Source organism: Bdellovibrio sp. HAGR004, assembly GCF_055397015.1.
Genome location: NZ_AP029176.1, coordinates 2270359 through 2294906, shown reverse-complemented (window position 1 = coordinate 2294906; position 24548 = coordinate 2270359). Strand labels below are relative to the sequence as shown.

Sequence of the window (24548 nt, the reverse complement as noted above, 5' to 3'; positions counted from 1 at the left end):
ATGGAAACGACACAAACTAACAACCTGCCTCAACCTCCAGAGACTGAATACGTGCTTCACCGCCGCTTCGACCGCATGGGTCGCTTGGTTGGTGATGAGGTGATGAAGCGTCTTTTCAACACTCACGTGATGGTGATTGGTTTGGGCGGCGTGGGTTCCTGGGCCGCGGAATCTTTGGCTCGTTCTGGCGTGGGCAAACTGACTGTCGTGGATTTTGATGAAATCTGCATCACCAACGCCAACCGCCAAATGCACGCTTTGCAAGGTTTGGTCGGTAAGAAAAAAGCCGAAGTCATGGGCGAGCGTCTGCGCAAGATCAATCCGCAAAACACTGTGAACGTGATTCCGGAATTCTACAACGAAGCCAATTCTGAAATGATGTTGTCCCATAAGCCGGACTACATCGTGGATGCGATCGACAATATCACGGCCAAAACTCACTTGCTGGCGACTTGCCGTGCGCGTGGTATCAAAGTTGTCACTACAGGCGGAACAGCGGCGAAAATGGATCCATTGCGCATTAAAAAAGCAGACTTGTCTGCAACACACGGGGACCCGATGGCGTCCCAAGTGCGCAAGATCCTTCGTCAGAAATATGATTTCCCGGAAAAGAATTTTGGCATTCCTTGCTTCTTCTCAGATGAAACTCCAATTCAGCCCGTCGAATTGAAATACGACAATGGTCAGGGGTTCAAATGCGTGTGCCCGAAAGGTCAAAACGATCTGCACAACTGTGACAGCCGTAATGTGATCTGGGGGACAGCAAGCTTTGTCACCGGCGCGTTCGGTCTGCACCTGGCATCCCACATCGTCCAGGAAATCCATGCTCAGGTATGGGGCGAGACGGAGAAGAAATGATCGTCTTTGCTTGGTTTACTTTGATTGCATTAATTATTCTTTTCAGCTTCGTTTTTGTCGGAGCGACCTTCTGGCACTGGTATAAAGAAGGTAAAGCCAAAAGAAAAGCGGCAGCTGCTTCAGCTGCCGGCGCTTCTCACAGTTAGGTGCGACAACTTAATTGATCTACAAGACGCCGTTTTGGGTGCCGGGCAGGGGGTAAGACTCTGCCGGTCCATCCCCGGAAGAATCAAGTACCACGAACTGTTTGGTGCCATCCGTGTAAAAATCGGCCCAGCTGTCGGCCGTTGGGAATGTTGTTGGTGAATATGTCAGGTGAATGAGTGCTGTGGAAGTGCTGCTTCCGCGAGTGCTGGCAATCAAAGAATTTGTTCCATAAGAGCTGGATTTCGGATTTACGTTCAGGTCAAAACTGGTGCTCCAGGTTCCGCTTTCAGGGCAAAAGATGGTGTTTGAGGCCGTCAATCCAACTGCATAACCATCCATAACAATCACGTCTCCAGGTTTACAGACACCGCTAACGGTCGCAGCGGTGGTGTTCTCATCATAAAGAACCACCAGATGGGTATTGTTGGCTTTAAAAATCGCCGTGAAGCTGCTTTGCGAAGATCCAAGGTTTGTGTCACCTTCTGAGGCATTGGCCTCGGCCGGCTTTAGTTGGGCTTGCAAAACGCACCCAGTGGTGAAGAGGGCGGGAATCAAACACATCAAGACGTTCAGAGTTTTCATGAGGCCTCCAAAGATCTTTTCGGATCGAATGTGAGGCGACATGATAGAAAGCAGGGATACTTTCTCGTACATTTGTGTGTTTTGACAATTTTATTTCGCTTCCGAAGTAGGTCCGGTGGGCCTCCTACAAACGGGTGATGGAGAGTTATTTTTTAAATGCTAGCGAGGCCAGTTGTTAAAATTTCTTACTTGCCGTTTAAAGGAAATATTTTTTAGACCGATATTTAAGGTATGAAAAAACGTCTTGGACTCAAAACGCAGCTAATCTTGATCTTCTCGACAATTTCACTATTAATTACGGGGCTCGGAGCGACGATGAGCTTCCGGTTTTCCTCAAAGATGCTTGATGAACTGACGATGGCCAACCTCAATGCCCAAATGGAGAGTGTTGAATCAACGATTCGCGTTGCTCTTGACGAAAGTCTTGAGAGGCAAGCAAAACTGATGACCTATTGGAGTCTTAGGGTAAAGCAGGAGCTGCTCTTCCCTGAAGAGACATACAGGGGTATTATCGAAAATCAGGTCACTCATGAAAAGACCGAGGCAACTCTTCCTGTTTTTCGCTATCAAGGGCAAGCGTTGCATGAGTCCCAGCACTTTGCGAAGCAACTTTCAGAGCAGTCCGGTCAAGCAGTGAGTTTTATGGCCTTAATACCACAGGGACTTTTAAGAGTTGCCACCAGTGTTCAAAGACCGGATGGTACTTATACTTCCGGAATCTATATACCAAATGAATCACCAGTTCTTGAGGCTATCAGAAAAGGCGAGAGATTCAGTGGACGTGCGATTGTTGCGGGTCAGTGGTACATCACGACCTACGAACCCCTCACTAAGAATGGTAAAGTTGTAGGGGCTTTCTTTATGGGGCAGCCAGAGACCTTTTCTTCAAAAATTATGACCTTTCTAAAAAGCAAAAAATTGCTTAAGACAGGCTATTTCTTTATTCTCGACTCAAAAGCTACGATGGTTATGCATCCAAATCTCGAGGGAAAGAATCTCATCGATTCGACAGATTTGGATGGTGTCAAAATTTTTCAAGAGATTGTGTCCAAAAAGAATGGGACCATTCGGTACCGTTGGTTGAATAGTGAGACTAAAGAAGCTCAGAACAAAATGGCGACTTTTCATCACTACCCAGAGATGGACTGGATCGTTGCCGCTAGCCTAAATGAGGAGGAGGTCCAGGAGGCGACAGCAGGGCTGCGATGGTTTATGCTAGTTCTTAATATTGGTTCTCTTATCCTCATGATTGGTTGTTCTTGGCTACTGGGAAGTAAAATCTCAAAAAAGCTGACCAGTATCGGCAGCTCTCTTGAAGAGTCGACTCGAGAGGTGCACTCAGCAATAGATCAGTTGGCTTCGGCCAGTGCTGAGCTGTCAGAGGCTTCGACAAACTCAGCTGCGTCTCTTGAGGAGACTGTGGCCTCACTTGAAGAAATCAGTGCCATGATTAGACATAATGCCGAGAACGCAAAGGTCGGTGCGGATTTGTCAAAGAATGCATCCACGGCCGCCCAACAGGGCGAGCAGGAGATGAAGGGTCTTTTTTTGGAAATTAAAGAGATGGGAACCTCATCCAAGAAGATTCGAGAGATTACCAGTGTTATTGATGATATTGCTATTCAGACGAACTTACTTGCCTTGAATGCCTCGGTCGAGGCCGCCCGAGCCGGTGAACAGGGTAAAGGATTTGCTGTCGTCGCAGAGGCCGTGCGCAGTCTTGCGCAGCGAAGCGCTCAGTCCGCCCAGGAAATTTCTAATCTAATTAATCTGAGTGTTGAACAGATCGAACGCAGTTCTAAGGCGGCAGACCACTCGGGTGAAGTGCTCACCAACATCGTGAGCTCCATCCGAAAGGTATCCGAGATTAATGATGAAATTGCAGCCGGAAGTCGTGAACAATGGGCGGGCGTTGAGCAAATTAACAAAGCTATGAGTCAGCTGGATCAGGCCTCCCAAGCAAATGCAGCCGCAGCCGAGCAGATTGCTGCCACGGGTGAGAACATCAAAGTGCAGAATAACAATGTGAGTGGAAAAGTTGCCGATCTTAAGGCCTATCTTGAAGGTGAAGGTTAGAAGCTCCCAAAACTTATTCGAGAGATTGGTGTCTGGCTATTTAGGCAAAGACCAGTGAATTCTTTGGCTATTTTCGGACCCGGGAAGCCTTTTTCGAATCTGCAAGAACCCGAGATTTTAACTTCCGGGGGATTTTTAGGTCTTGACCAATTTTCTAAAAAAGAAAATTGGTCGGGGTGATTTTTCCCGACCTAACCCCGTGTTATTACAGGGAATCGAATACCGCGAGTAGCATGAAGTAGCAAGGTTTTTTGAGTTCACAGAAGCCGTCCTGCCTCTATCTAAGAGACAGGACTTTGGCTCCTACAACCTCATCTGGAAGATCATAGCCAAGTTTCTCGGTAGCCCCCTGAACATCCACACCAGCCTTCCTAAGATAGCCGTTGGTGGTCTTAATCTGGCTATGGCCTACGATTGCCATAACTCTAGCCAGAGACTCGCCACGCGCTAATAGGTTGGTGATAAAGGTTGCTCTGAGGTCGTGAAACTTGACGGGCGTGATCCCTATTGCGGCGCAAAATTCTCGCGTGATCCGTGCCTGTTCGCCGTTCTCTCATTCGGGCATTTGCGGCAAGACAAACTCGCTGTGATTTCCAGACTTGATTTTGAGTTCCTTTAGGAACTTCAAAAGCGCATTGGAAATCGGAACCACGCGGCTCCTTTGCGTCTTGGTGGGGCCAAACCCATTTTTGTTCGTCCACTGCCTAGAAACAGAAATAGTCCTTCCCTCGAAATCTATGTCTGTCCATTTAAGAGCGAACAACTCTCCCGATCTCATTCCCGTCATAAGGGCCATAGCCCAGACGGGATAAAAACGATGATTCGTTTGTTTCGCTTCTTGCAGGAAGATTTCAACTTCTGTTTTGGTTAAAACCTTCTGGTCTACCTCCGGCACATTGACTCGGATACCCGCACAAGGGTTCCGGTCTATGATGCCGTCTTCAACGGCCATCTCGAAAATTCGACGAACCATTTTCAGAATTGTCTTGCGTGTCCACGGACTGACTTTTGAATCTACGTCCGTAAAAATGGTGTCGTAAACTTTCTGCTTCGTGATCTTGTGCAAATCGAGATTGTTCCAATGAGGATCAATCCATTTGCCCATCTGTGCAGTGTAGTTGATGACGGTTGAAGGGCGGTGAACGAGCTTCATCCTCTTCAAGCATTCGGAAAGCCACTCAGACCAGCGAAAAGGCACAGCCTCTTCTTTGAGTTTAGCCAGTTCGCGCTTTAGCTCGAACTCGACATTCTTGGAGTTCATATTACTCCTTTACAGACCGCCCATCAAGGGCAAATCTTTGTAAAAGTCCCGATAAAACTCTCAACTTATTGGAATCACTAGATTTAGTACGTATAGACAAATGCAATACGCTATGATATGGTGTATCTATAGCCGTTTAAGCACGGTGAAAGAGGTTTACTATGTCAGTCGCAAGAAAAAGAAAGCCGCAGGTTTCCCTGAAGAAGGAAAGCACTGTCATGATCCGCACAGCTCCGCAGGACAAAGATCTCATTGAGAAAGCCGCCGATCATTTAGGGCTTACAGTGAGTTCTTTCATGCTGCAAAACTCTCTTCGCGCTGCTCGTAAAGAGCTGTCGGAAGTGGAACGCACAAGTCTCACGGAACGTGATGCTCATTTGTTTTTTGCCGCTTTGACAAATCCTCCGGCTCCGAACGAAGCATTGAAAAAGGCTTTCAAGGACTATTCAAAGCAATCCAGAAAGTAATTTGGCTTTGTGAGCAACTTTGAATTTCGCACCCTAGACAAGTCATTTGATCGTGCGCCGTTTGACTGTGGTTCGCCTGAGCTAAATGATTTTCTCAAGGCGAAAGCTCGTCAGAATCAAGCGGCGAATTTCAATAAAACCTTCGTAGCCATTCAATCAGGCGACAAAGCCAAGCGTGTTCTTGGCTTCTACAGTCTCAGCATGGGCGAAGTGGATTTATCTTCGCTCCCCGAAGCATTGCAGAAGAAGCTCCCTAAGCATCCCGTGCCAGTCGCTCGAATGGGCCGACTGGCGGTTGATAATTCAACCAAGGGCCAAGGCTTAGGGAAACTCCTTTTAGTCGATGCAATGAAGCGGGTTCAATCTGCCTCGGCTGATGTTGGCGTTTACGCGCTTCTGGTCGATGTAAAGGATGGGGCTGCAAAAGCCTTCTATAAGAAGTATGGGTTCATCGAACTAGCCGATGAACCCATGACCTTGTTTTTACCTTTGGCTTCATTCCCGCAATAATCAGGCGACGGTAGGAAGTGAATCGGCCTTCTTAGAAGACTTTTTCTTTTCCTTATCATCGACTCCATAATGAGCGCGGATTGCTTTTCTCAATTCTTCAGGAATATCGGCGTCAGTTCGTAAAATGCAGCCAAGCATCTTCTAGCTAGAGCCAGCGGTGAGCGCGAAGGCTACGCAACATAAGGTTTGCCAGGAAATCCTTCATTAAGAAGGGCCCTTCGGGCCCTAGCGGCCAGGGAAGAATCAGGAAAAGGGCGCTTTGTTTTTCTTAGACTCCAGCTCCTTCATCACTGGTTTTTGAAAGTTGATCGAGCTGTAAAGTCAGGATTCTTTTTTGTGAAACCTGATCCCAGAGTCCCTGCTCCTTCCAGACCTGAAAATGTTTTAACAACAAATCCTCGTCCGCCAGCAAGAAAAGAAAACTTTCCTTTTTGTTTTTCAGGAAGTCCAGTATTAATGCTCCATTTTTTTCACATTTAATTGATCGTATAAAGCCTGGTGGTCAGATTGAGATGGCAACCAATATCAGGTCTTATGCAGATGAGGTTCAAAAGAACGCAGAAACTCATTGGGGATTACATTGCGTGATTGGTTTAATTCACGATAATGGTCGAACTCATTTTGAGCGCAAGTATTTAGAGCGAGGCGAAGTGTGTTACTCAATGGTACTGTCGAAGAGATAGCAATCACAACCAAATGGTATATTAGATTCTATCGTATTGTTTAATTTGGAGTAAGATTAGGCGACTCGCCAATGGTATAGATTCCTACTTTTATCTTAACAAAAAAATTTTTTTTCCGAAATGTAGCCTATGAAAAACTTATCTATTTCAAAGAAAATTGCAATAGCTTTTGGTGTTTTGATGTTTCTAAGCTCTGGCTTGATTGTTGTGAGCCTAGGAGGCGTCAATATACTTTTGCAACTTGTCAGAATTAATAATATTTCTCAAGAGTTTTTATTGCGCGAGATAGATCATCTAAACTGGGGTAATAAGCTCGACAAAGAAGTACGTTCGGGAGTTGAGTTAACGGTGCAGAAAGACCATACGAAATGTGCCTTTGGATCCTGGTATCATGGACAAGCGAGACAAGATGTTGAAAAATATTTCCCTCATTTCAAAGACAAAATAGCAGCTATTGAAGCTCCTCATCAGAGGTTACATGAGACTTCTCATAAGATCTATGAGCTTCTTAAGCAAGGCAAACAACCAGAAGCAGTTCTTTTATTTGAATCAGAAAGCAAAGCTCATTTGGCAGAAGTTCAAAAGAATTTATCCGTCATCAGAGTGGCCTTAAACGATGAACTGAAAGCATATGGTGAAAACAGCGAAAAAATTGCCGCCAAGGTGCTATGGACTTTGATTTTAGGTTCGGCCTTTATGCTTCTCTTGGGGTCAACAATAGCGTTTTTTACCACTCGTGTTGTTAAGAATGCAATTGTTAGTGCCATCGAAGCAATTACAAAAAGTTCGGAGCAGATTTTGCTCTACGTCGACCAGCTCTCTAAGGCCAGCCAGACGATTTCGGCAAGCTCTGTACAAACGGCATCATCAATCGAAACCACAGTGGCATCTATGGAGGAGTTGTCGAGCATGACTCAAAAAAATGCCGAGAGTTCACAAGTAGCTGCGACAATTTCGAAAGATTCAAATGAAAAAGCAGCGCTTGGAGAAAAGCAGCTAGAGAGTCTGTTAAAGTCAATTCATGAAATTGATACTTCTTCAAAGAAGATTGCTGAGATTATCACTGTGATTGACGACATTGCATTTCAAACAAACCTTTTGGCACTAAATGCAGCTGTAGAAGCAGCAAGAGCGGGTGAACAGGGTAAGGGCTTTGCTGTTGTTGCTGAAGCCGTTCGTTCATTAGCTCAGAGATCTGCAAGCGCAGCTAAAGAAATTAATGATCTCATTGAGGACAGTGTGGCTAAAATCAACAATGGTTCTCAAGTGGCAAAGCGATCAGAGGAAGTTATAAAGGATCTTATCCATGCGATAGATAAAATGTCTCAACTGAGTGGAGAAATTGCTAGCGCATCACATGAACAAACTGTTGGGTTTGGTGAGGCTAGCAAGGCAATGTCTGAGATTGACTCTAGTTCTCAGCAAAATGCTGCTGTTGCTGAGGAGCTTTCTGCTTCGGCTCAGCAGCTTAGTGATCAAGCCCAGAGTTTAGATGAAGCCCTAAAAGACCTTAACAAAGTTGTTTATGGCATAGCATCCTAATGGGTGCCAGGCCCTAATTCTTATCACAGAGTGTCGCCATCTAAAATCATGGGCTTATTGGTGTTTCGCTCCTTCTTTGCTTTAAAGAATTGATGGCGCAAACCCCACCTTACTGCCTCAAGCTTTTCAGGAGTTGGGGGAGTATTCAGCCACTCTAGTGTTTTTGTTTCAGAGGTCAGGAGGTTTATATCTTCAACCACAGGCACAAGCAGAGGACTGGTCTTTAATTTACCAGAGAGAGTGCTAAATTTGTAGTCCTCAACTTTACTACTGATGCCGGCAGCTACGGGGTTTCTATAATTGTATTTGTAGGCATTTAGAAAAAAGTTGTGGTGTTGTAGGATGTGACCAATTCGACGCTGACCCGGTTGAACGATGTTTTTTGCCAAGGTCGGTGGTTTTCAGAGTTCCAATGATGTTCTACTTGCCACCATTGATTCCTTGGATCGAGAGTTTCAGAATTTGAAATTTATTTCCGTGAATATGACTATTGCCGCCGCCAAGTTTGGCAATGTGGCCTCCAGTCTGGGGGTTGTCTCTAAAGAGTTCTCAACACTGTCCGGTCAAATTGAAAACAACCTGAGCGGACTGAACACTTTTGTCGGGAATCTGGCTGCGGTCATTCAAAAATGCTCTTTGCAGGCTTCGGCGTTGAATGTGCAAATGCTCATGGTGGACTTCTTTGTTAAAGAATCCCTGACCAAACTGCATCAATCAGAAGATGCTTTTGCCGAAATGACAGCCAATCAGAAGGACTTCTCAGGTCTGTTCCGAGACTATTCGGCAAACCTGCGCAGGGAAGTGGCTTCTTTGTCCAAGTATCTGTCTGATTTTGAATTGGCGATGGGTGAGGTGACAAAGTTTATCACGGGGCTAGAGGTGATTCGTCAGATCGGAGCTGTTGAATCGGCCCGCGTGGACGAGGTGAAACAGGCCTTTATGCACTATCTTCAGCAGATGGACCGTTTTATTCAGTTGCTCCGCTCGGCCACATCCACCATCAAGAAAGAGTCGGGTTTGTTACAAGCCAACTCTCAGGTGATTCATGCAGCCATTGGTTCTGTGGGGGGCAACGTGGATGCTATCTTTGGTCTGGCGTCAGGAGTCAAAGCTGCGGCCTGAAGCGGAAGCATTCCCTATTTGACGGCAACCTCACAGTCTGAGACGTTTAGATGTGGAGGTGGTCTGTGAAGATCAAGATTCCGTATCAGGATAAAGTCACGTTGGGTTATTCCCTGGCGAGGTCCGCAGGCTTTGCTGTTCAGCAGTTGTCCTTGCCCTTTTTTGAGTTTGTCACCACGGGACGCCGCAAATCCCATCATGCATTGGAGCCTCAGAAGATGAGGGCGGCCTATGCAGAACTTTTTAAACTGCTAAAAAGAGACAGCGAGAATATTGCAAAGGGGTGTTATCCCGTTGAAGTGCTAAAGCCTGAAAAAGTGGCCCAGCATTTCCTGCGATATCCGCGCATTATCTATGACGGTTATGCGATCTCCAAACGTCGTTCGGAGAAGGATGCGCGGGATTTCAGCGAAGAGGCTGAAAATTTCCTGAAAGACCTGCCGGAATACTATCAGCGCAATTTCCATTTTCAAACGGGTGGATATCTGACACGTCAGTCGGCGGAGCTTTATGAGCATCAGGTGGAAATACTTTTTTCCGGTGCGGCCGATGCTATGCGCCGCCTGATCATTCCTTTGGTAAAAGAAGCTCTGCCAGGTGATGGATCCGGTCTGCACTTCCTGGAGGTCGGAGCGGGCACCGGACGACTGACCCGATTTATGAAGCTGGCCTATCCCAAGGCTAAAATCACGGTTTTGGATCTGAGTTATCCCTACTTAAAAAAGGCCCAGGACAATTTGCATGAGTTTGACCGCCTGGATTTTGTGCAAGGGGCGGCGGAAGATTTACCGTTCCAGGATGCGAAGTTTGATTTTGTCTATTCCTGTTTTTTGTTTCATGAACTGCCGCATGAAATTCGTCGTCAGGTGATCGGCGAAGGGTTCCGGGTGTTAAAGCCGGGCGGTTGTTACGGGCTGGTGGACTCGTTGCAGAAAGAGGACACCAAGGATTTGGAATGGGCACTGGAACAATTCCCCGTGGACTTTCACGAGCCTTTTTACAAGAACTACACCATGAATCCCATGGAGGGCTTGTTGGCAGCTCAGGGGTTCACTGATATTCGCCGTGATCAGGGTTTTTTCGCCAAAGCTCTGCTGGCCAGACGCGGGTTATAAAATATTGGAAGTACAGGACTTTCGGGCACAGCTTGGTTCTTTTGCAAAAAGCAATCTGTGCTTGAGTTTTCGATCTTTTCTGGTAGTTTCCTTGGCTCTTGATGAAAGCTAGAAATCTTTAATCGGGGACCGATGTCCTCCTTGAAGCTTTTCAGCTTTTATTAATAACAAGGAGAAATCATGGGTCCAATTACTCAGTTTATCGATCATCACTACCGTCATTTCAATGCGGCTGCTTTGAAAGATGCGGCTAAAGGCTACAAACTTCACATGGAAAACGGTGGCCAGATGCTTGTGACATTGGCAGGTGCTATGTCCACGGCAGAACTGGGTCTTTCTTTGGCTGAAATGATCCGTCAAGGTAAAGTTCACGCGATCTCCTGCACAGGGGCAAACCTTGAAGAAGACGTATTCAACCTGGTTGCTCATGATCACTATGTGCGCATCCCCAACTATCGTGATTTGACTCCTCAAGATGAACAAAAACTTCTTGAGAAGCATTTGAATCGTGTCACGGACACGTGCATCCCAGAAGAAGAAGCTATCCGTCGTATCGAGAACGTGGTTCTTGAGTACTGGCAGGATGCGGATTCCAAAGGTGAATCTTACTTCCCGCACGAGTTCATGTACAAAATCCTTCTTTCTGGCAAATTGAACCAGTACTACCAGATTGATCCTAAAAATTCCTGGCTGTTGGCTGCTGCTGAAAAGAATCTTCCAATGGTTGTTCCAGGTTGGGAAGATTCCACTTTGGGTAACATCTTTGCTGGTCACTGCATCAAGGGTGATATCAAGAAATCCACAACCGTTAAGGGTGGTATCGAGTACATGAAGACTTGGGCAGAATGGTACATGGGGGCTTCCAAAAAAGCTCCAGTGGGCTTCTTCCAAATCGGCGGTGGTATTGCTGGTGACTTCCCGATCTGCGTTGTGCCAATGCTTGAGCAGGATTTGGGCCATGAAGATGTTCCTTTGTGGAGCTACTTCTGTCAGATCTCTGATTCCACAACTTCTTACGGTTCCTACTCTGGGGCGATTCCAAATGAGAAAATCACTTGGGGTAAATTGGCTCCGACGACTCCAAGCTATATCGTTGAATCCGATGCGACTATCTGTGCGCCTCTGATCTTCGGTTACGTTTTGGGTTGGTAAACGTTAGAAAAAAGAAATTGAATATCTAGGTATTAGATTTCTGTGAAAGGGTCCCAGTTTGGGGCCCTTTTTCTTTTTGGAGCGCGGCGTGTTTTCTTAGGGCTTGCCTTTCATTTGCGAAAAAGAAAGCATAGTTCCCATGAAAATCGAAGAACTTTGCATCTATCCCATCAAGTCCGCCCGTGCTCAGAAGCTCAATCAGATGACTATCACTCATGAAGGGCCGCTCGGGGATCGCCAGTGGATGCTGGTGGATGAAGCCGGTAAATTTGTAACACAAAGAACACTGCCGAAGCTTGCGACGGTGGAGGTGTTTTACGATGATGCGGCTTTGACGGTCGGTTTTCAGAAAATGTTCTTTAAGATTTCCACCAAGAACTCGTTTCAGCGTCAGGTGAAGGTGCAGATCTGGAACGATACGGTTGATGCGGCATTAGAACCAGATCTGTATTCTCAGGCGCTGTCCCAGTATTTGGGAGCGAACCTGCGTCTGGTCCGCTATGCTCCATTTTCACAGCGTCGTGTGCTTTCCCATTCTATGGACTGGAAACCTGAAGTGCGTTTTGCCGACGCGCGACCGGTTCATTTGATCAATCTGAAAAGCCTTGAAGACCTGAATTCCCGTTTGGCAGAGCCAGTGGGTGTGGATCGTTTCCGTGGCAATCTTATCTATTCTGGAGAAGTGCCTTTCGAGGAAGAACAGTGGAAGAAGATCCGTGTGGGTGAAGTGGTGTTTTCTCAACCCAAGCGCTGCAGCCGCTGCACGATCACAACCATTGATCAGTCGACCGGGGATCGAACCGGGGTCGAGCCGCTGAAAACCCTTTCGGGCTATCGCCGTGATGGCAAGGATGTTTTCTTTGGGACTTTGTGGATCCCGGAAAATACCGGGGTTGTTCGGAAAGGTGACGCGGTCGAGGTTCTGGAGTAGAACTCAGAACTGACAGTTCTTGCCTCATGATTAGTTCTTAAGCACTCAATTCCACATTAAGGCCTGAAATCCCGGGCGCGATCCCTGCAAGACAGAGGATCATGTCGCGATTTATTGGTTTCATCCTATTTTTTATCCTTGCCGTGAGCTCTTGGGTTCAGGCGGCTTCGCCGGAAAAGGCGGGGCTGCACCTGTCCTTTGAAGAGCGCTTGGTTTTAAGTTATGCGCTTTTGTCTCAGAATGAGACGCCCGAAACGAAAGAGGCGATTCTGAAACGGGCCATGACCTACATTGAATCCACCTATAAGTTGCCCGTTAAAACCGTCGAAGTGCGCAACTTCAATGAGTTCCTGAGTCTTTATAAAGGTTCCTGGCCTAACACCCACAGTCTGGCTTTGGATGTGGAGTCCATCGAGACCCGTGGTCCCCGGGCCGTGTCCGTGTTCACGGCAAAATCCCCTCGTGTACAGCAGCAAATTGATTCCTATCTGGAATGGAAACAGGCCGAATTGTTGAAAATGATGGATGGAGATTTAAAATCTCTGACCCCTGATCAGATTCTGGAGCAAGCCAAAGGGGTCCTGTCCAGTTCTTCAGGTCGCCTGCAGATGGCCCGCACTTTGTTGCAGGTCAGTGAGGATATGCTCAACACCAAGATGGCGGAACTGGATCATGTGGGTGAAAAGATCGCTCAGTCCAATCTCGCAGCCCAGCAGGATGCAACCATGAAGATCTTCCTGCAGACCATGTTCACAGAATACTTCGCACGTCTTAGTCCGGCTTCAAAGAAGTTGATTGTGTCCTCTTATCTGGGAGGGGACCTGCATCTTTCTGAAATGAAGAAGTTTGAATTGATGGTGCAAAACAGCGGACCGCAGTTGCAAAAATTGCTGCAGGTCGTGGCACGCCAGGCGGATCTGGGACCCGAAATGCTGGAAGTCTTTAAGGGTCTGGAAAATTCCGTGCGTCCGGTCCCTTGGGAGCAGGTTGAAAGCATTTTAAAAAGAAAGAACAACAAATTTGCTTTCACTTACTTTGAAAGAAAGCCTCTGGGTGTGGGCACGATGGCGCAGGTTCATCGAGCCAAGCTGATGATCGATGGCGAACGCCATGATGTGGTGGTGCGCTTTATCAAGCCCGGTATCGAAGCCCGCGTCGAGGAAGACAAACGTATTCTGCAAGAGGTGGCGCAGATTCTGGATGCCAATGAGGAATTCCGTAAAACAGGAGCCCCGAAGCTTAGCCCTGTGGTTCAGGATATCACAGACACGGTGGTGGCCGAGCTGAACCAGGCCGATACCGTGCTTCGCCAAAAGCTGGCGGCCGGTCGCTATGAAAAAGCGGCTTTCCTGAAGTCAACTCAATACAAGAACGAACTTTATTTCCATGTGCCCAAAATTTATGACGGCCCCAAGGATTCAGACTTGATGGTGCAGGAAATGGTCATCGGCAAAAAACTGGATAAAGAAATTGCCCCCTATAAAGAGATGGCACCGGACATGAAAAAGTTGATTGTCGAGGAAATGGCGCGCATCTGGTCCAAAGAGGTTATGTTTGGAGGCGGATTCTATCACTCGGACCTGCATCAGGGTAATTTCATGATTCAGGTGACAGAGCCCAAGATCGTGGTCAATATTCTGGATTATGGAATGGGTGGAGTGATTTCAAAGGAAATGCAACGGCAGGTGATGTTGTTAGGGGCTGGCACTGAGCTTCTGAATGAAGAACTGATGGCCCGGGCCTTTTGGAAGTTAAGCGACAAAAGCAAGAACACGATCACCGAATCCTATTTCCATCAGTTGATCGCAGCCAAAATGCACAACATTCGCATTGGCTATGAAGAGCCGTTAAGTATGGAAAAGTGGACCGCCTTTGCCATGGATTTGGGTCTGCGTCTGCCCTATGAATTTGTCAGTCTGAACCGGGGCTTGGTGATTGTGAACAAGCTGCTGGCGGATGCCGGAAGCACTTTGACTGTAAGTCAAATGATGAAAGACCTGGCAAAGCAGCATCCGGTGGTCGTTTACCGTGCACTGGTGCTTGAAGAAAAAATGTCCCATCGGGATCTTGTAAAATTGGGTTGGACTGAAGTGAAAAACACCTTGGGCTTTAAGGTGCCGGAGGCAACTGTGAAAGCCGGTGCGATTCGCTGCGAGATGGTGTTTAATTAGAAATGCCACTCGACAGGCACAAATTAAGTCTTTGAAATCGTCTTCAAATTTGTTTGTTGTTGGATAAACCTCCTGATCAAAATGATGTTGAATCAGGAGGGGACCTTATGACAGCCACTGCGGCCCAAACAACGGGTGTTGCCAATTCTGAAAAAAGCAAAATTTGGAAAGTGATCGGGGCCTCCAGCGCCGGGACTCTGATTGAATGGTACGACTTTTATATTTTCGGAAGCCTGGCCACAATCATCTCCTCTCAATTTTTTCCTAAGGGTCATGAAACGGTGGCGCTGCTAAGTACGTTGGCCACTTTTGCCACAGGTTTTATAGTTCGTCCTTTTGGGGCGCTGGTGTTTGGACGTGTCGGGGATGTGGTGGGGCGCAAGTATGCCTTTATGGTGACGTTGCTGATCATGGGGTTGGCGACAACGGCCATCGGGTTGCTTCCGGGCTATGAAAGTATCGGAATCCTGGCGCCTATTTTGTTGTTGCTGCTGAGGCTTTTGCAGGGGTTGGCGCTAGGGGGTGAATATGGGGGAGCTGCGACTTATGTGGCAGAGCACAGTCCCGACGGGAAGCGGGGATATTATACCAGCTATATTCAAACGACGGCCACCTTGGGTCTTTTTGTTTCCTTAGGGGTGATTCTGGCGACACGATTAAGTCTTGGCGAAGAAACTTTCAGCAACTGGGGATGGCGCATTCCATTTTTATTGTCCGTGGTCTTGGTCCTGGTGTCTTATTTGATTCGAAGAAAGATGGAGGAATCCCCGGTCTTTAAACAAATGAAAGCCGAAGGGAAGGGATCATCCAGTCCTTTGCGTGACAGCTTTCTGCATCCGGAAAATCGCCGTCTGGTGATTCTGGCACTGTTTGGTGCGACCGCAGGCCAGGGGGTGGTGTGGTACACGGGGCAGTTCTATGCGCTTTATTATTTGCAAACTGTTCTGAAAGTGGATTTTGTCGTCGCCAACCAGATCATCGCCGTGGCGCTGTTGTTTGCGACTCCATTTTTTGTGGTGTTTGGAGCTTTGTCCGATCGAATCGGACGCAAAAGAATCATGATGGCGGGCTGCTTGATAGCGGCTCTTTGTTATTATCCGATCTATAAGGCAATGGAGGCGTATTCAGGCTGGAATCCGGCAGAGCCCTTGGCGGCCGCCGTGAATCCGAATGTTGTGATGCTGACAGTGCTGGTGTTTATCCAAGTGATCTTTGTAACCATGGTGTATGGCCCTATTGCAGCGTTTCTGGTAGAGCTGTTCCCAACCCAGATTCGCTACACTTCGATGTCGTTACCATACCACATTGGGAACGGAGTTTTTGGCGGCTTGGTGCCTTTTATTGGGACAGCCATTGTTGCTGCGACAGGGAATCATTTTGCCGGTTTGATCTATCCGATAGGGGTGGCCTTGATGACTTTTGTGATTGGAAGCCTCTATATTCGAGAAGATCGCAATGTGCGCTGGCATTAGTATCGGAATGAGAAGTAGACGCATGCATCACTGCGTTCCCTTTCTGTGTTAAAGGGTGAACATACTTCGAAAAGTCTCAGACTGAAACTAAACATGATTAGGATATAGCCGATAAGTTCATCATGCCAATGTGCAGATGGGGACTAAAGAAACTTTCGTCAGTTTTAGGGAATTTTATCTCCCTGTCCGCATTTGTTTTATTCCTGTCAGCGTGTTCCGAGCGCGACATCAAAATGGCCTTCTTGAACGGCACAACCAAAGGCAATCAAGGTGACTTTGTCATCGACACCGGCAGCGGTAGTGGAAGTGAGTTGTCCTCGGAAGGTGTGGGCCCCGTGGAGCTTAACATCACCTGCGACAAAGCCATCGACAAGATCGAGGTGGAAAACCCGCAGACCCGAGAATGGCGTGATGTCACAGAGCTGGCTTCCGGGACCGTGTTTGATTGTGCCACCAGCGGACAGGCAAAGTTGCAGCTGCCGTTGGAGCACGTGGCTCCTTATCAGGCACCATCCAAGCCTGGCGATATGGCTCAGGACTTTCAGATTCGCTGGCACGTCAAGGACCTCATGGGTGAAGTGCAGGTGTTCTATCGCACTTTAACTTTGAAGTTCAAAGCACCGGAACTTTTGCTTGAACAAGCGGCAGACATTAATAGTGCCGCAGTGGGTGGTGGTTCCTATATGATCTCTTGAAGCTGTGCGGAATCCGGAGGGGTGGTGATCACAGGTCCTTTCAGTGGATCACCGATTTCGGGCAACTGTGATGACAGCAAAAATTTTTCATTAGCGACACAGTACACGGGTGGTACCAGAACAGATGCGACCATTCGCGTGACACACTCTAAAGCCGGGGCTTATCGGTCCTATTCAGAAGTGGAAAAGGTCGTCAAAGTCGATGTTGTTGAACCTACGGTGACAATGGAATCTGTCACGTCAGATCCGGCCAATTCAGTCATTGCGATCAAAGTGACGTTCAGTGAGCCGGTTCGTGATTTTAAGGCCTCTGATGTTATGCTTTCCAGTGGTCAGGTCAGCGGATTTGGTGGCAGTGGGAACGTGTACACGTTCTCGGTCAGTCCTGCGAATCAGGGGCTCTTTACTGCGACTATTGAACAAGGCTCCATCTTTGATTTGGCGGGAAACCCCAATTCAAGTGAGGCCAATGTGACCCGCACCTTCGACAGTGTCAGACCGGCAGTGACGTTGGCGTCCGCGGCTCCTAACAACACCAGTTCGAACATTCCGGTGATTGTGACTTTCAGTGAATCGGTCACTGGCTTTACGGCCTCAGACGTCGTTGTGTCCAGCGGGACTGTGACAGGTTTCTCAGGAAGTGGAAAGAGCTACAGCTTTTCAGTGACTCCAACCAATCAAGGTGTCTTTTCTGTTTCAATTGCTGAGGGTGTGGCCGCCGATGTGGCGGGCAATACCAATACGGCTGCCACGACATTGACACGAAACTTTGATAGCGTCCAGCCGACGCTGACCTTGGCCTCCACCGCCTCAGCTTCAACGAACACTTCGCCGATTCCGGTGACCGTCACATTTAGTGAGTCCGTCAGTGACTTCACCGCATCAGATGTGGGCGTTACAAACGGAACGATCAGCGGTTTCACAGGCAGCGGGGCGAACTACAGTTTCTCCGTGACACCATCCGCTCAAGGGGTGGTGACCGTGTCTGTGGCTGCAGATGTCGCGACCGACGTGGCGGGCAATGGAAATGCTGCGGCCAGCTCGCTGACCAGAACATTTGATAGCGTTAAGCCGACAGTTTCTTTGACCTCAACGGCGCCCAGTCTGACAAATATCGCATCAATCCCGGTGACAGTCACCTTCAGTGAACCAGTCACAGGGTTTACCGCCGCAGATGTGACGGTCCTGGGGGGTACAGTCGGGACGGTGAGTGGCTCGGGCACAACTTACAACTTCACAGTGACGGCTTCGGCTGTAGGCAGTGTGGTTATCGACCTTCCTGCCGGGGGAGTCACAGATGCGGCAGGTAACACCAATGTTGCGGCCAGCACTTTGTCTCGCGTTTTCGACAACGTCAAGCCGACGGCGACGATCACCTCCACGGCGCCCGCAACGACCAATGCGGCGATTCCAGTGACGGTGACTTTCAGTGAAAGTGTCACTGATTTCACCTCTGCCGAAGTTGTGGTTACCAACGGTGTTGTTTCTAGCTTTAGCGGTACTGGAACGACTTACACGATGACGGTGACGCCGTCAGCTCAAGGTGCTGTGAGTGTGGCGGTCGGAGCATCCGTGGCCTTCGATGCGGCTGGAAACCCAAATACAGCAGCCATCACGCTGAATCGCACCTATGATTCCGTCGCACCGACCGTGACGTTGGCGACAGCCGCAGCCGCCAGTACGAATGCGGCGTTTTCAGTGACGGCCACCTTTAGTAAAAGTGTGACAGGCTTTGTTGCGGCGGATGTCAGTGTGACTAACGCAAGTGTAAGTGGTTTCTCGGGTTCGGGGACGACGTACTCTTTCACGGTGACTCCGACGGCCCAGGGTACGGTGTCAGTTTCTGTTGCGGCCTCTGTGGCAGTGGACTCTGTCGGGAATGGAAATGCGGCGTCTTCTTCCTTAACGTGAACCTATGACTCGGTCAAACCGACAGTGACGATGACGTCATCGGCCCCTTCGACAACCAACACAGCCATTCCGGTGACAGTGAGTTTTAGCGAAGCGGTTACCGGCTTTGCTTCCTCTGATGTCACGTTATCCAGTGGGACGATCTCTGGCTTCAGTGGAAGTGGTGCAAGCTATTCCTTCACCGTCACACCTTCTGTGCAGGGGATTGTAACCATCGGTATTGCAGCGGGCGTTGCACAAGATGCGGCCGGCAATACCAACTCGGCCGCGACGTCTTTGACACGCACGTATGATACGGTTCCACCAGTTCTTTCTTCGGTCAGTTTATCCTCGACAACTTATTTGAATCGTACGGCGGCCATTAATTTTTCAACTGAGGCCGGTGCTGTGGTTGAAGCGCGCATAGAAAATGCTGGAAACAGTGCTTTGGTCATGGATTGGCAGCAGGTGACGTCCGGCTTCTATCACAATACAACCACGAGTCCTGGAGCTGAGTATCGGTATGTGTTGCGGGCCCGTGATGTCGCTGGCAACGTCAGTGCGGATACGATAAAAACGATGTTCGCCTTTAGCTGTCCGAATGAATTTGTATACATTCATAATCCGAATGTTGCAGGTGGGGCGCCTTTCTGCGTGGGGCAGTTTGAAGCCAAAATGGTCGGAGGCGTGCCTCGCTTTATTGCAAGCTATACACCCAGTTCACTGAGTATGATGGATGCGACGGCAGCCTGTACGGGGATGGGAGACGGCTTTGATCTACTCTCTAACACCGAGTGGAATGCGATTGCGGATTTGATCGCACGTCAGGTGACGAATTGGACTTCAGGAACCGCGGGAACCGGAGTTTTACATCGTGGTGATACTCAGTCAGCGACGCCGACGGCGGCGAATGTGGCGGACTCCTGTGCTCCCAACACCTCGTCACTTTGTACCAGCAATGGACTTCGTCGCTTGCATTATCTACCCTATAATATGGCTATCTGGGATTTTGCCGGGAACGCGGCCGAAGTGATTAAAGATGCCGACTCTGTGGTTTATGCGGATGCAAGTTATCTGTATCCTTCGACGTCAACGGCTTACGCTTTGGATACAAAATACGGGACGACTTTGAGTTGTTCGGCTTCGGGCAGCCCGGACTATTGCGGATTTGGTAAAATCGACTTCACAAACACCAATGGGGGTATCAGCACGATTTGGCGCGGTGGTGCTGCTTATGATGGAAATACTGCCGGAGTCTTTGCGGCAAAAAGAGCCACCAACGCCGCAGGCACTTTGAGCAACGGCGGATTCCGCTGCGTTTATCGTCCTTAGACGATTAAGAATCGTTTGCTTAAAATGTGGAATCTCCACGTCAGAAGAACAGAAGCCAGGATTAAACCCATCAACAAGCCAATCCAGATGCCGACCGGCCCCACACCCAGGTGGAAAGCCAGCAGATGACCTGCGGGAAGTCCGATCACCCAATAGGCAAAGAACGCGATAATACTGGGCCACTGGGTGTCACTCATACCCCGCAAGGCACCAATCGCGACAGCTTGAACGCCATCAAAAATCTGGAAGATTGCGACCACGACAAAGAACTTTGCCGCCCAGGCGATCACATCCACATCCTTGACGTAGAATGTTGGGAACCATTCACGCAGGAAGAAAAAGCCCAGCGCACAAAGGCCCATGTAAGCTGCTCCCATTTTGATAGCGGTGAATCCGGCAAAGCGGGCGGAAGAATAATCCCCTCGGCCCAACTCATAGCCGACTCGAATGCTGCCCGCGATCCCGATCCCAAGGGTGATCAGGAAGCTGGTGCTGGCCAGGCTGATGGTGATTTGATGCGCGGCCAGTGGAGTTGCGCCAAACCAGCCCATCATCACGGCTGCTGAAGAAAAGGCCCCGACCTCAAAAATGTAGGTCATGCCGTTGGGGATACCCAAGCGAATGATATTTTTTAGAAGGTGATGGTCAAAGCGATGAGTCCAGCGCTCGGTCAGATACTTTTTAAAATGCGGATGGGCGTGAACGTAGAACACCATCATCAGTGCCATCACAGTGCGCGCAAAAAGCGTGGCATAAGCCGCGCCATTCAGGCCCAGCTTGGGAAAGCCATAGTAGCCATTGATCAACACATAGTTGCCGGCGATGTTGAAAAAGACACCAAACATCATCACGAACATGGCGACTTTGGTTTTTCCAATGCCATCCGTGAACTGCTTATAAGACTGATACAGCAAACTAGGGAAGACGGACCAGATGGTGATCTCAAAGAAAGCTGACCCCATATCTAAAACTTCTGGTGTCTGGCCGAACAATTTCAGATTCGGCAGAAGTGCATAAAGAGCGGCAATCATCACCGCACTTAAGCCCGCGGCCACGATCACACTATGCCGCAGCAGAACCCCGCCATACGGATAATTTTCCTGCCCTTGCATGCGTGCAAACAACGCCGTCACCGGTGCCAGCATACCAATTCCAAAAAGCAGAAAAACGATAAAAACACTGCCCGCAAAGGCAGAGGCCCCCAGGGCAATAGATCCCAAAGCGCCCACCATGATGGTGTCGGCCAAAGTGATCAGGTTCTGGCCGACCTGACCAATAACGATAGGACCTGAAAGTTTGGCTAAAAGCTTACTTTCGTGAACAAGTTTAGACTGAGACAACTTCTGAAATCTCCGGGAAAAGTTCCTTCATGCGTGTTTCGATGCCCTCTTTCAGGGTGATCGTGGAACTTGGGCAGCCGGAGCAAGCGCCTTTCATATGAATGTAAAGCACGCTGTTTTCATACTTATGGAAAACGATATCGCCGCCATCCAAAGCCACAACCGGGCGGATTTCGCGATTCAAAACAGACTTGATGTTGCGAACCATCGGGCTGTCGTTTTCATCGTCCTCTTCAGTCTGGATGAAGGAAACCACCACGGGCTCATCACGATCCAGATGTTCCTGAATCAGGCCGCTTAAAGGATGAGCCAAAAGCTCCCACTCCACCCAGTCCTGCTTGGTCACCGTGATGAAGTCAGGCCCCACGTAAACGGAGCTGGTCCAGGGAAAGCCAAAGATCTTGGCCGCCAGTGGAGATCGGTCAGCCTCTTGCACCGTCGGGCAGTCAAAGCCCTCGTCCGTGACCTTACGGTGAAGCAGGAACTTCATCGTGGCTGGGTTCGGGGTGGATTCAAAACTGACCTGGCTTTTTGCGTGTGCACTCATAGAGACCTCTCAAGGGACAAGGAACATTATACCACAGCGGGTTTTCTGCCAAGCGTGTTAATCTCTGAGACGCGCTTGATTATATTAAAAAAACTCACTAAATTTACCGGCCTAAGGGAGTGTTTGTTCAGATGCTCCCTTCTAAACGTGAGTTCTTTTTTTCATCAGAGGAGACCTAGATGACGCCAAGAGTTAGAGAGATTTTGAACTGGTACGGAGCTGACAACCCAGGAGTTTTGACGAACCTGGCTCGCCTGATGAATCACGGTAAGCTGAAGGGAACTGGAAAGCTCGTTATTTTGCCAGTGGATCAGGGTTTCGAACACGGCCCGGCTCGCTCTTTTGCGAAAAATCCAGATGGTTACGATCCAAACTACCACGTTGAGCTGGCGATTGAATCCGGTTGCAGTGCTTATGCGGCTCCACTGGGTGCGATTGAGGCGATTGCTCGTGACTATGCGGGCGAGATTCCTTTGATTCTAAAAATCAACAATTCTGATTCCCTTTACTCCAACAAAGCTCCGATCTCTGCTTTGACGTCTTATGTGGACGACGCTTTGAGACTGGGTTGCGTGGGTATTGGTTTCACGATCTATCCAGGTTCCGCAGATCGCAAACAGCAGTACGAAGAAATCGCCAACGCAGCTCGCGCGGCGAAAGAGGCAGGACTTGTTGTGGTGATCTGGTCTTACCCTCGTGGTGAGCAGATCTCCAAAGAAGGCGAAACAGCGATTGACGTGGTTGCATACGCGGCTCACATCGCGGCTCAGTTGGGCGCGCACATCATCAAAGTAAAACCTTCCACAGCTCACATTGAACAAGCGGCTGCTGCGAAAGTTTACCAAGAACAAGGTATCAAAGTGACGTCCCAGGTGGATCGTACACGTCACATCGTGCAGTCTTGCTTCAATGGCAAACGCATCGTGATCTTCTCTGGTGGCGAAGCGAAAAGCACAGAGGATCTTCTGAAGGAAGTGGGCGAGCTGGCACAAGGTGGCGCGTTTGGTTCGATCATGGGCCGCAATGCCTTCCAACGTCCGAAGAAAGAAGCGCTTGAATTGCTACACAACGTGATGGAAGCCTTCGCCGGTAAAAAGCTATAAGCGCCGGGCGCACAAAGTGCAGGGGCCGTGGGCCCCGCAACTGGAGTAGATATGAGTATTAATGAAAATCCGCTCAGAGCGGAGAAACGTAAAAAACTTCATGCCCTTCGCGAGAAAGGCATCAACCCGTATCCCTACGTCTTTGAAAACAAGGCAAAGATTTCTGAAGTTGTTGCAGAACACGCAGCCACTTTGCAGGCGGGTGAAAAGAAGCCGGAATATTCTTACCGCATCGCCGGTCGTTTGATGACTTTGCGTATGATGGGTAAGGCGTCCTTCTTCAATATTCAGGATCAGACCGGCACAGTGCAGGTTTACGTGAAAGTGGAAGAGCTTTCCGAACAAGACCGCGCGGCGTTTGAATTGGTGGACCTGGGTGATATCGTCGGCGTTGACGGATATGTCTTTAAGTCGCAAAAAGGCGAGTTTTCCATTTACGTGAAGAGCTTCCAGATCCTGACAAAATCCATCGAACCACTGCCGGAGAAATTCCACGGGGTTCAGGATATCGAAATCAAGTATCGTCACAGACACTTGGACTTGATGACCGATGCGGACTCCCGCAAGGTGTTTGAAACCCGTTCCAAAATCATCAAGGAAGTTCGTCGCTTCCTGGATGACCGCGGCTTTATGGAAGTTGAAACACCGACGTTGCAGCCTGTGTATGGTGGTGCAGCGGCGACACCGTTCACGACTCATCACAAAGCTTTGGATATGAAGCTTTACATGAGAATCTCTCCGGAGCTTTATTTGAAGCGCCTGATTGTGGGTGGTTTTGAGAAGGTCTACGAGATCAGCAAAAACTTCCGTAACGAAGGTATCGACAGAACTCACAATCCGGAGTTCGCTTTGCTGGAGTTCTACGAGGCTTACACGGATTACAACTATCAGATGAAGCAGTTCGAAGAGCTGATTTCAGGCCTGGCGTTGAAAATCACGGGCAGCATGAAAGTGACTTATCAAGGCAAGGAAATTGATTTTACCCCGCCTTGGAGACGTCTGACCGTTCATGATGGCGTGAAAGAATACGCAGGGATTGATCCGGACAAAGCGACGGATGATGAAATCTTCCAGGCTATCCGTAAACACGGTGGCGATATCGACGAGCCCGGCAAACGTGGCGAAATGATCATGGAGTTGTTCGAGCTGACGGCAGAACAGCACTTGTGGCAGCCAACGTTTGTGATGGATCACCCGGTGGAGATTTCTCCACTGACGAAGATCCACCGCAGAGACAACCGTTTGGTGGAACGCTTTGAGCCTTTCGCCGCGTGCATGGAGATCGGGAATGCTTATTCCGAGCTGAATGATCCCGAAGATCAGTTGGCGCGTTTGAAAGAGCAGGAAGCCAATCGTTCCAAGGACGACGAAGCTCATCCTATGGATGAAGACTTCTTGTTGGCGATCGATGCGGGTATGCCGCCGACAGGGGGTGTGGGGATCGGTATTGAGCGTATCGTGATGTTGTTAACTGATCGCCCAAGTATCAGAGACATCATCTTCTTCCCGACGATGAGAATCACTAAGTAATCCTGACAAGGGGAGCGTGAAG

The 24548-nt window shown here is 48.8% G+C and carries 20 protein-coding genes and 2 pseudogenes; 17 read left to right on the top strand and 5 right to left on the bottom strand.

Going from position 1 to position 24548, the window contains the following annotated elements; genetic code table 11:
* Entirely contained in the window at window positions 1–858 is an 858-nt protein-coding gene (locus ACZ5ZV_RS11540) for a tRNA threonylcarbamoyladenosine dehydratase (RefSeq protein ID WP_464117153.1), read from the top strand.
* On the top strand, window positions 855–1004 hold the full coding sequence (locus ACZ5ZV_RS11535) for a hypothetical protein (protein ID WP_347357496.1): 150 nt from the start codon (window positions 855–857) through the stop codon (window positions 1002–1004). Before ACZ5ZV_RS11540 ends, ACZ5ZV_RS11535 begins: the two co-directional genes overlap by 4 nt.
* Before the next feature lie 19 nt (window positions 1005–1023).
* Here ACZ5ZV_RS11535 and ACZ5ZV_RS11530 read toward each other — a convergent pair whose 3' ends face one another.
* On the bottom strand, window positions 1024–1587 hold the full coding sequence (locus ACZ5ZV_RS11530; RefSeq protein ID WP_464117152.1) for a hypothetical protein: 564 nt from the start codon (window positions 1585–1587) through the stop codon (window positions 1024–1026).
* Window positions 1588–1818: 231 nt separating this feature from the next.
* On the opposite strand from ACZ5ZV_RS11530, the gene ACZ5ZV_RS11525 reads away from it, so the two are divergent.
* Window positions 1819–3663, top strand: coding sequence for a methyl-accepting chemotaxis protein (locus ACZ5ZV_RS11525; RefSeq protein ID WP_464117151.1), 1845 nt, complete (start codon window positions 1819–1821; stop codon window positions 3661–3663).
* Between the two features lie 277 nt (window positions 3664–3940).
* Here the strand turns inward: ACZ5ZV_RS11525 and ACZ5ZV_RS11520 are convergent.
* Window positions 3941–4636: pseudogene (locus tag ACZ5ZV_RS11520) on the bottom strand (tyrosine-type recombinase/integrase).
* Window positions 4637–5085: 449 nt separating this feature from the next.
* Between ACZ5ZV_RS11520 and ACZ5ZV_RS11515 the strand changes: the two are divergent.
* The 3 genes from ACZ5ZV_RS11515 (at window position 5086) to ACZ5ZV_RS11505 (ending at window position 8126) form a co-directional block, all read left to right on the top strand.
* On the top strand, window positions 5086–5391 hold the full coding sequence (locus tag ACZ5ZV_RS11515) for a type II toxin-antitoxin system TacA family antitoxin (RefSeq protein WP_347357500.1): 306 nt from the start codon (window positions 5086–5088) through the stop codon (window positions 5389–5391).
* 9 nt (window positions 5392–5400) lie between these two features.
* Entirely contained in the window at window positions 5401–5901 is a 501-nt protein-coding gene (locus ACZ5ZV_RS11510) for a GNAT family N-acetyltransferase (RefSeq protein WP_464117150.1), read from the top strand.
* An 812-nt stretch (window positions 5902–6713) separates the two neighbouring features.
* A complete protein-coding gene (locus ACZ5ZV_RS11505; RefSeq protein ID WP_464117149.1) occupies window positions 6714–8126 on the top strand; it encodes a methyl-accepting chemotaxis protein in 1413 nt (470 codons plus the stop codon).
* 23 nt (window positions 8127–8149) lie between these two features.
* Here ACZ5ZV_RS11505 and ACZ5ZV_RS11500 read toward each other — a convergent pair whose 3' ends face one another.
* Window positions 8150–8515, bottom strand: coding sequence for a hypothetical protein (locus ACZ5ZV_RS11500; protein ID WP_464117148.1), 366 nt, complete (start codon window positions 8513–8515; stop codon window positions 8150–8152).
* Between ACZ5ZV_RS11500 and ACZ5ZV_RS11495 the strand changes: the two genes are divergently transcribed.
* The 9 genes and pseudogenes from ACZ5ZV_RS11495 to ACZ5ZV_RS11455 form a co-directional block, all read left to right on the top strand.
* Complete coding sequence (locus ACZ5ZV_RS11495; RefSeq protein WP_464117147.1) at window positions 8502–9248, top strand: hypothetical protein; 747 nt, start codon at window positions 8502–8504, stop codon at window positions 9246–9248. The genes ACZ5ZV_RS11500 and ACZ5ZV_RS11495 overlap by 14 nt on opposite strands.
* 65 nt (window positions 9249–9313) lie before the next feature.
* Entirely contained in the window at window positions 9314–10363 is a 1050-nt protein-coding gene (locus ACZ5ZV_RS11490; RefSeq protein WP_464117146.1) for a class I SAM-dependent methyltransferase, read from the top strand.
* A gap of 180 nt (window positions 10364–10543) precedes the next feature.
* Window positions 10544–11515, top strand: a complete 972-nt coding sequence (locus ACZ5ZV_RS11485; RefSeq protein ID WP_464117145.1) for a deoxyhypusine synthase family protein — start codon at window positions 10544–10546, stop codon at window positions 11513–11515.
* A gap of 139 nt (window positions 11516–11654) precedes the next feature.
* Window positions 11655–12446: an MOSC domain-containing protein gene (locus ACZ5ZV_RS11480; RefSeq protein ID WP_464117144.1), complete on the top strand. Its 792-nt coding sequence runs from the start codon at window positions 11655–11657 to the stop codon at window positions 12444–12446.
* 101 nt (window positions 12447–12547) lie between these two features.
* Window positions 12548–14617 carry an AarF/ABC1/UbiB kinase family protein gene (locus tag ACZ5ZV_RS11475; protein WP_464117143.1) on the top strand — a complete coding sequence of 690 codons (2070 nt, stop codon included), beginning with the start codon at window positions 12548–12550 and terminating at the stop codon, window positions 14615–14617.
* 107 nt (window positions 14618–14724) lie between these two features.
* Entirely contained in the window at window positions 14725–16089 is a 1365-nt protein-coding gene (locus ACZ5ZV_RS11470) for an MFS transporter (RefSeq protein WP_464117142.1), read from the top strand.
* Between the two features lie 122 nt (window positions 16090–16211).
* A complete protein-coding gene (locus tag ACZ5ZV_RS11465) occupies window positions 16212–16784 on the top strand; it encodes a hypothetical protein (RefSeq protein ID WP_464117141.1) in 573 nt (190 codons plus the stop codon).
* Between the two features lie 24 nt (window positions 16785–16808).
* Window positions 16809–18695, top strand: a complete 1887-nt coding sequence (locus tag ACZ5ZV_RS11460; RefSeq protein WP_464117140.1) for an Ig-like domain-containing protein — start codon at window positions 16809–16811, stop codon at window positions 18693–18695.
* 18 nt (window positions 18696–18713) lie between these two features.
* Window positions 18714–20006, top strand: a pseudogene (locus ACZ5ZV_RS11455) (Ig-like domain-containing protein); the annotation flags it as partial.
* On the opposite strand, the gene ACZ5ZV_RS11450 reads toward ACZ5ZV_RS11455, so the two are convergent.
* Together ACZ5ZV_RS11450 and ACZ5ZV_RS11445 are read right to left on the bottom strand one after the other, a co-directional pair.
* Window positions 20003–21346, bottom strand: coding sequence for an MATE family efflux transporter (locus tag ACZ5ZV_RS11450; protein WP_464117139.1), 1344 nt, complete (start codon window positions 21344–21346; stop codon window positions 20003–20005). The pseudogene ACZ5ZV_RS11455 and the gene ACZ5ZV_RS11450 overlap by 4 nt on opposite strands.
* Window positions 21333–21893 (bottom strand): NifU family protein, encoded by a 561-nt coding sequence (locus ACZ5ZV_RS11445; RefSeq protein ID WP_464117138.1) that lies wholly within the window; start codon window positions 21891–21893, stop codon window positions 21333–21335. The genes ACZ5ZV_RS11450 and ACZ5ZV_RS11445 overlap by 14 nt, the downstream gene beginning before the upstream one ends.
* 179 nt (window positions 21894–22072) lie before the next feature.
* On the opposite strand from ACZ5ZV_RS11445, the gene ACZ5ZV_RS11440 reads away from it, so the two are divergent.
* A complete protein-coding gene (locus tag ACZ5ZV_RS11440) occupies window positions 22073–22996 on the top strand; it encodes a class I fructose-bisphosphate aldolase (protein ID WP_464117137.1) in 924 nt (307 codons plus the stop codon).
* A 51-nt stretch (window positions 22997–23047) separates the two neighbouring features.
* On the top strand, window positions 23048–24526 hold the full coding sequence (lysS, locus tag ACZ5ZV_RS11435) for a lysine--tRNA ligase (RefSeq protein ID WP_464117136.1): 1479 nt from the start codon (window positions 23048–23050) through the stop codon (window positions 24524–24526).
* Window positions 24527–24548 lie beyond the last annotated feature (22 nt).

Bases quoted from the DNA above. Each gene is read 5' to 3' on its own strand.
- ACZ5ZV_RS11515 (WP_347357500.1), top strand. From the start codon at position 5,086: ATGTCAGTCGCAAGAAAAAGAAAGCCGCAGGTTTCCCTGAAGAAGGAA.
- ACZ5ZV_RS11485 (WP_464117145.1), top strand. From the start codon at position 10,544: ATGGGTCCAATTACTCAGTTTATCGATCATCACTACCGTCATTTCAAT.
- ACZ5ZV_RS11505 (WP_464117149.1), top strand. From the start codon at position 6,714: ATGAAAAACTTATCTATTTCAAAGAAAATTGCAATAGCTTTTGGTGTT.
- ACZ5ZV_RS11470 (WP_464117142.1), top strand. From the start codon at position 14,725: ATGACAGCCACTGCGGCCCAAACAACGGGTGTTGCCAATTCTGAAAAA.
- ACZ5ZV_RS11495 (WP_464117147.1), top strand. From the start codon at position 8,502: ATGTTTTTTGCCAAGGTCGGTGGTTTTCAGAGTTCCAATGATGTTCTA.
- ACZ5ZV_RS11535 (WP_347357496.1), top strand. From the start codon at position 855: ATGATCGTCTTTGCTTGGTTTACTTTGATTGCATTAATTATTCTTTTC.
- ACZ5ZV_RS11530 (WP_464117152.1), bottom strand. From the start codon at position 1,587: ATGAAAACTCTGAACGTCTTGATGTGTTTGATTCCCGCCCTCTTCACC.
- ACZ5ZV_RS11480 (WP_464117144.1), top strand. From the start codon at position 11,655: ATGAAAATCGAAGAACTTTGCATCTATCCCATCAAGTCCGCCCGTGCT.
- ACZ5ZV_RS11445 (WP_464117138.1), bottom strand. From the start codon at position 21,893: ATGAGTGCACACGCAAAAAGCCAGGTCAGTTTTGAATCCACCCCGAAC.
- ACZ5ZV_RS11475 (WP_464117143.1), top strand. From the start codon at position 12,548: ATGTCGCGATTTATTGGTTTCATCCTATTTTTTATCCTTGCCGTGAGC.
- lysS (WP_464117136.1), top strand. From the start codon at position 23,048: ATGAGTATTAATGAAAATCCGCTCAGAGCGGAGAAACGTAAAAAACTT.
- ACZ5ZV_RS11525 (WP_464117151.1), top strand. From the start codon at position 1,819: ATGAAAAAACGTCTTGGACTCAAAACGCAGCTAATCTTGATCTTCTCG.
- ACZ5ZV_RS11540 (WP_464117153.1), top strand. From the start codon at position 1: ATGGAAACGACACAAACTAACAACCTGCCTCAACCTCCAGAGACTGAA.
- ACZ5ZV_RS11465 (WP_464117141.1), top strand. From the start codon at position 16,212: ATGCCAATGTGCAGATGGGGACTAAAGAAACTTTCGTCAGTTTTAGGG.
- ACZ5ZV_RS11440 (WP_464117137.1), top strand. From the start codon at position 22,073: ATGACGCCAAGAGTTAGAGAGATTTTGAACTGGTACGGAGCTGACAAC.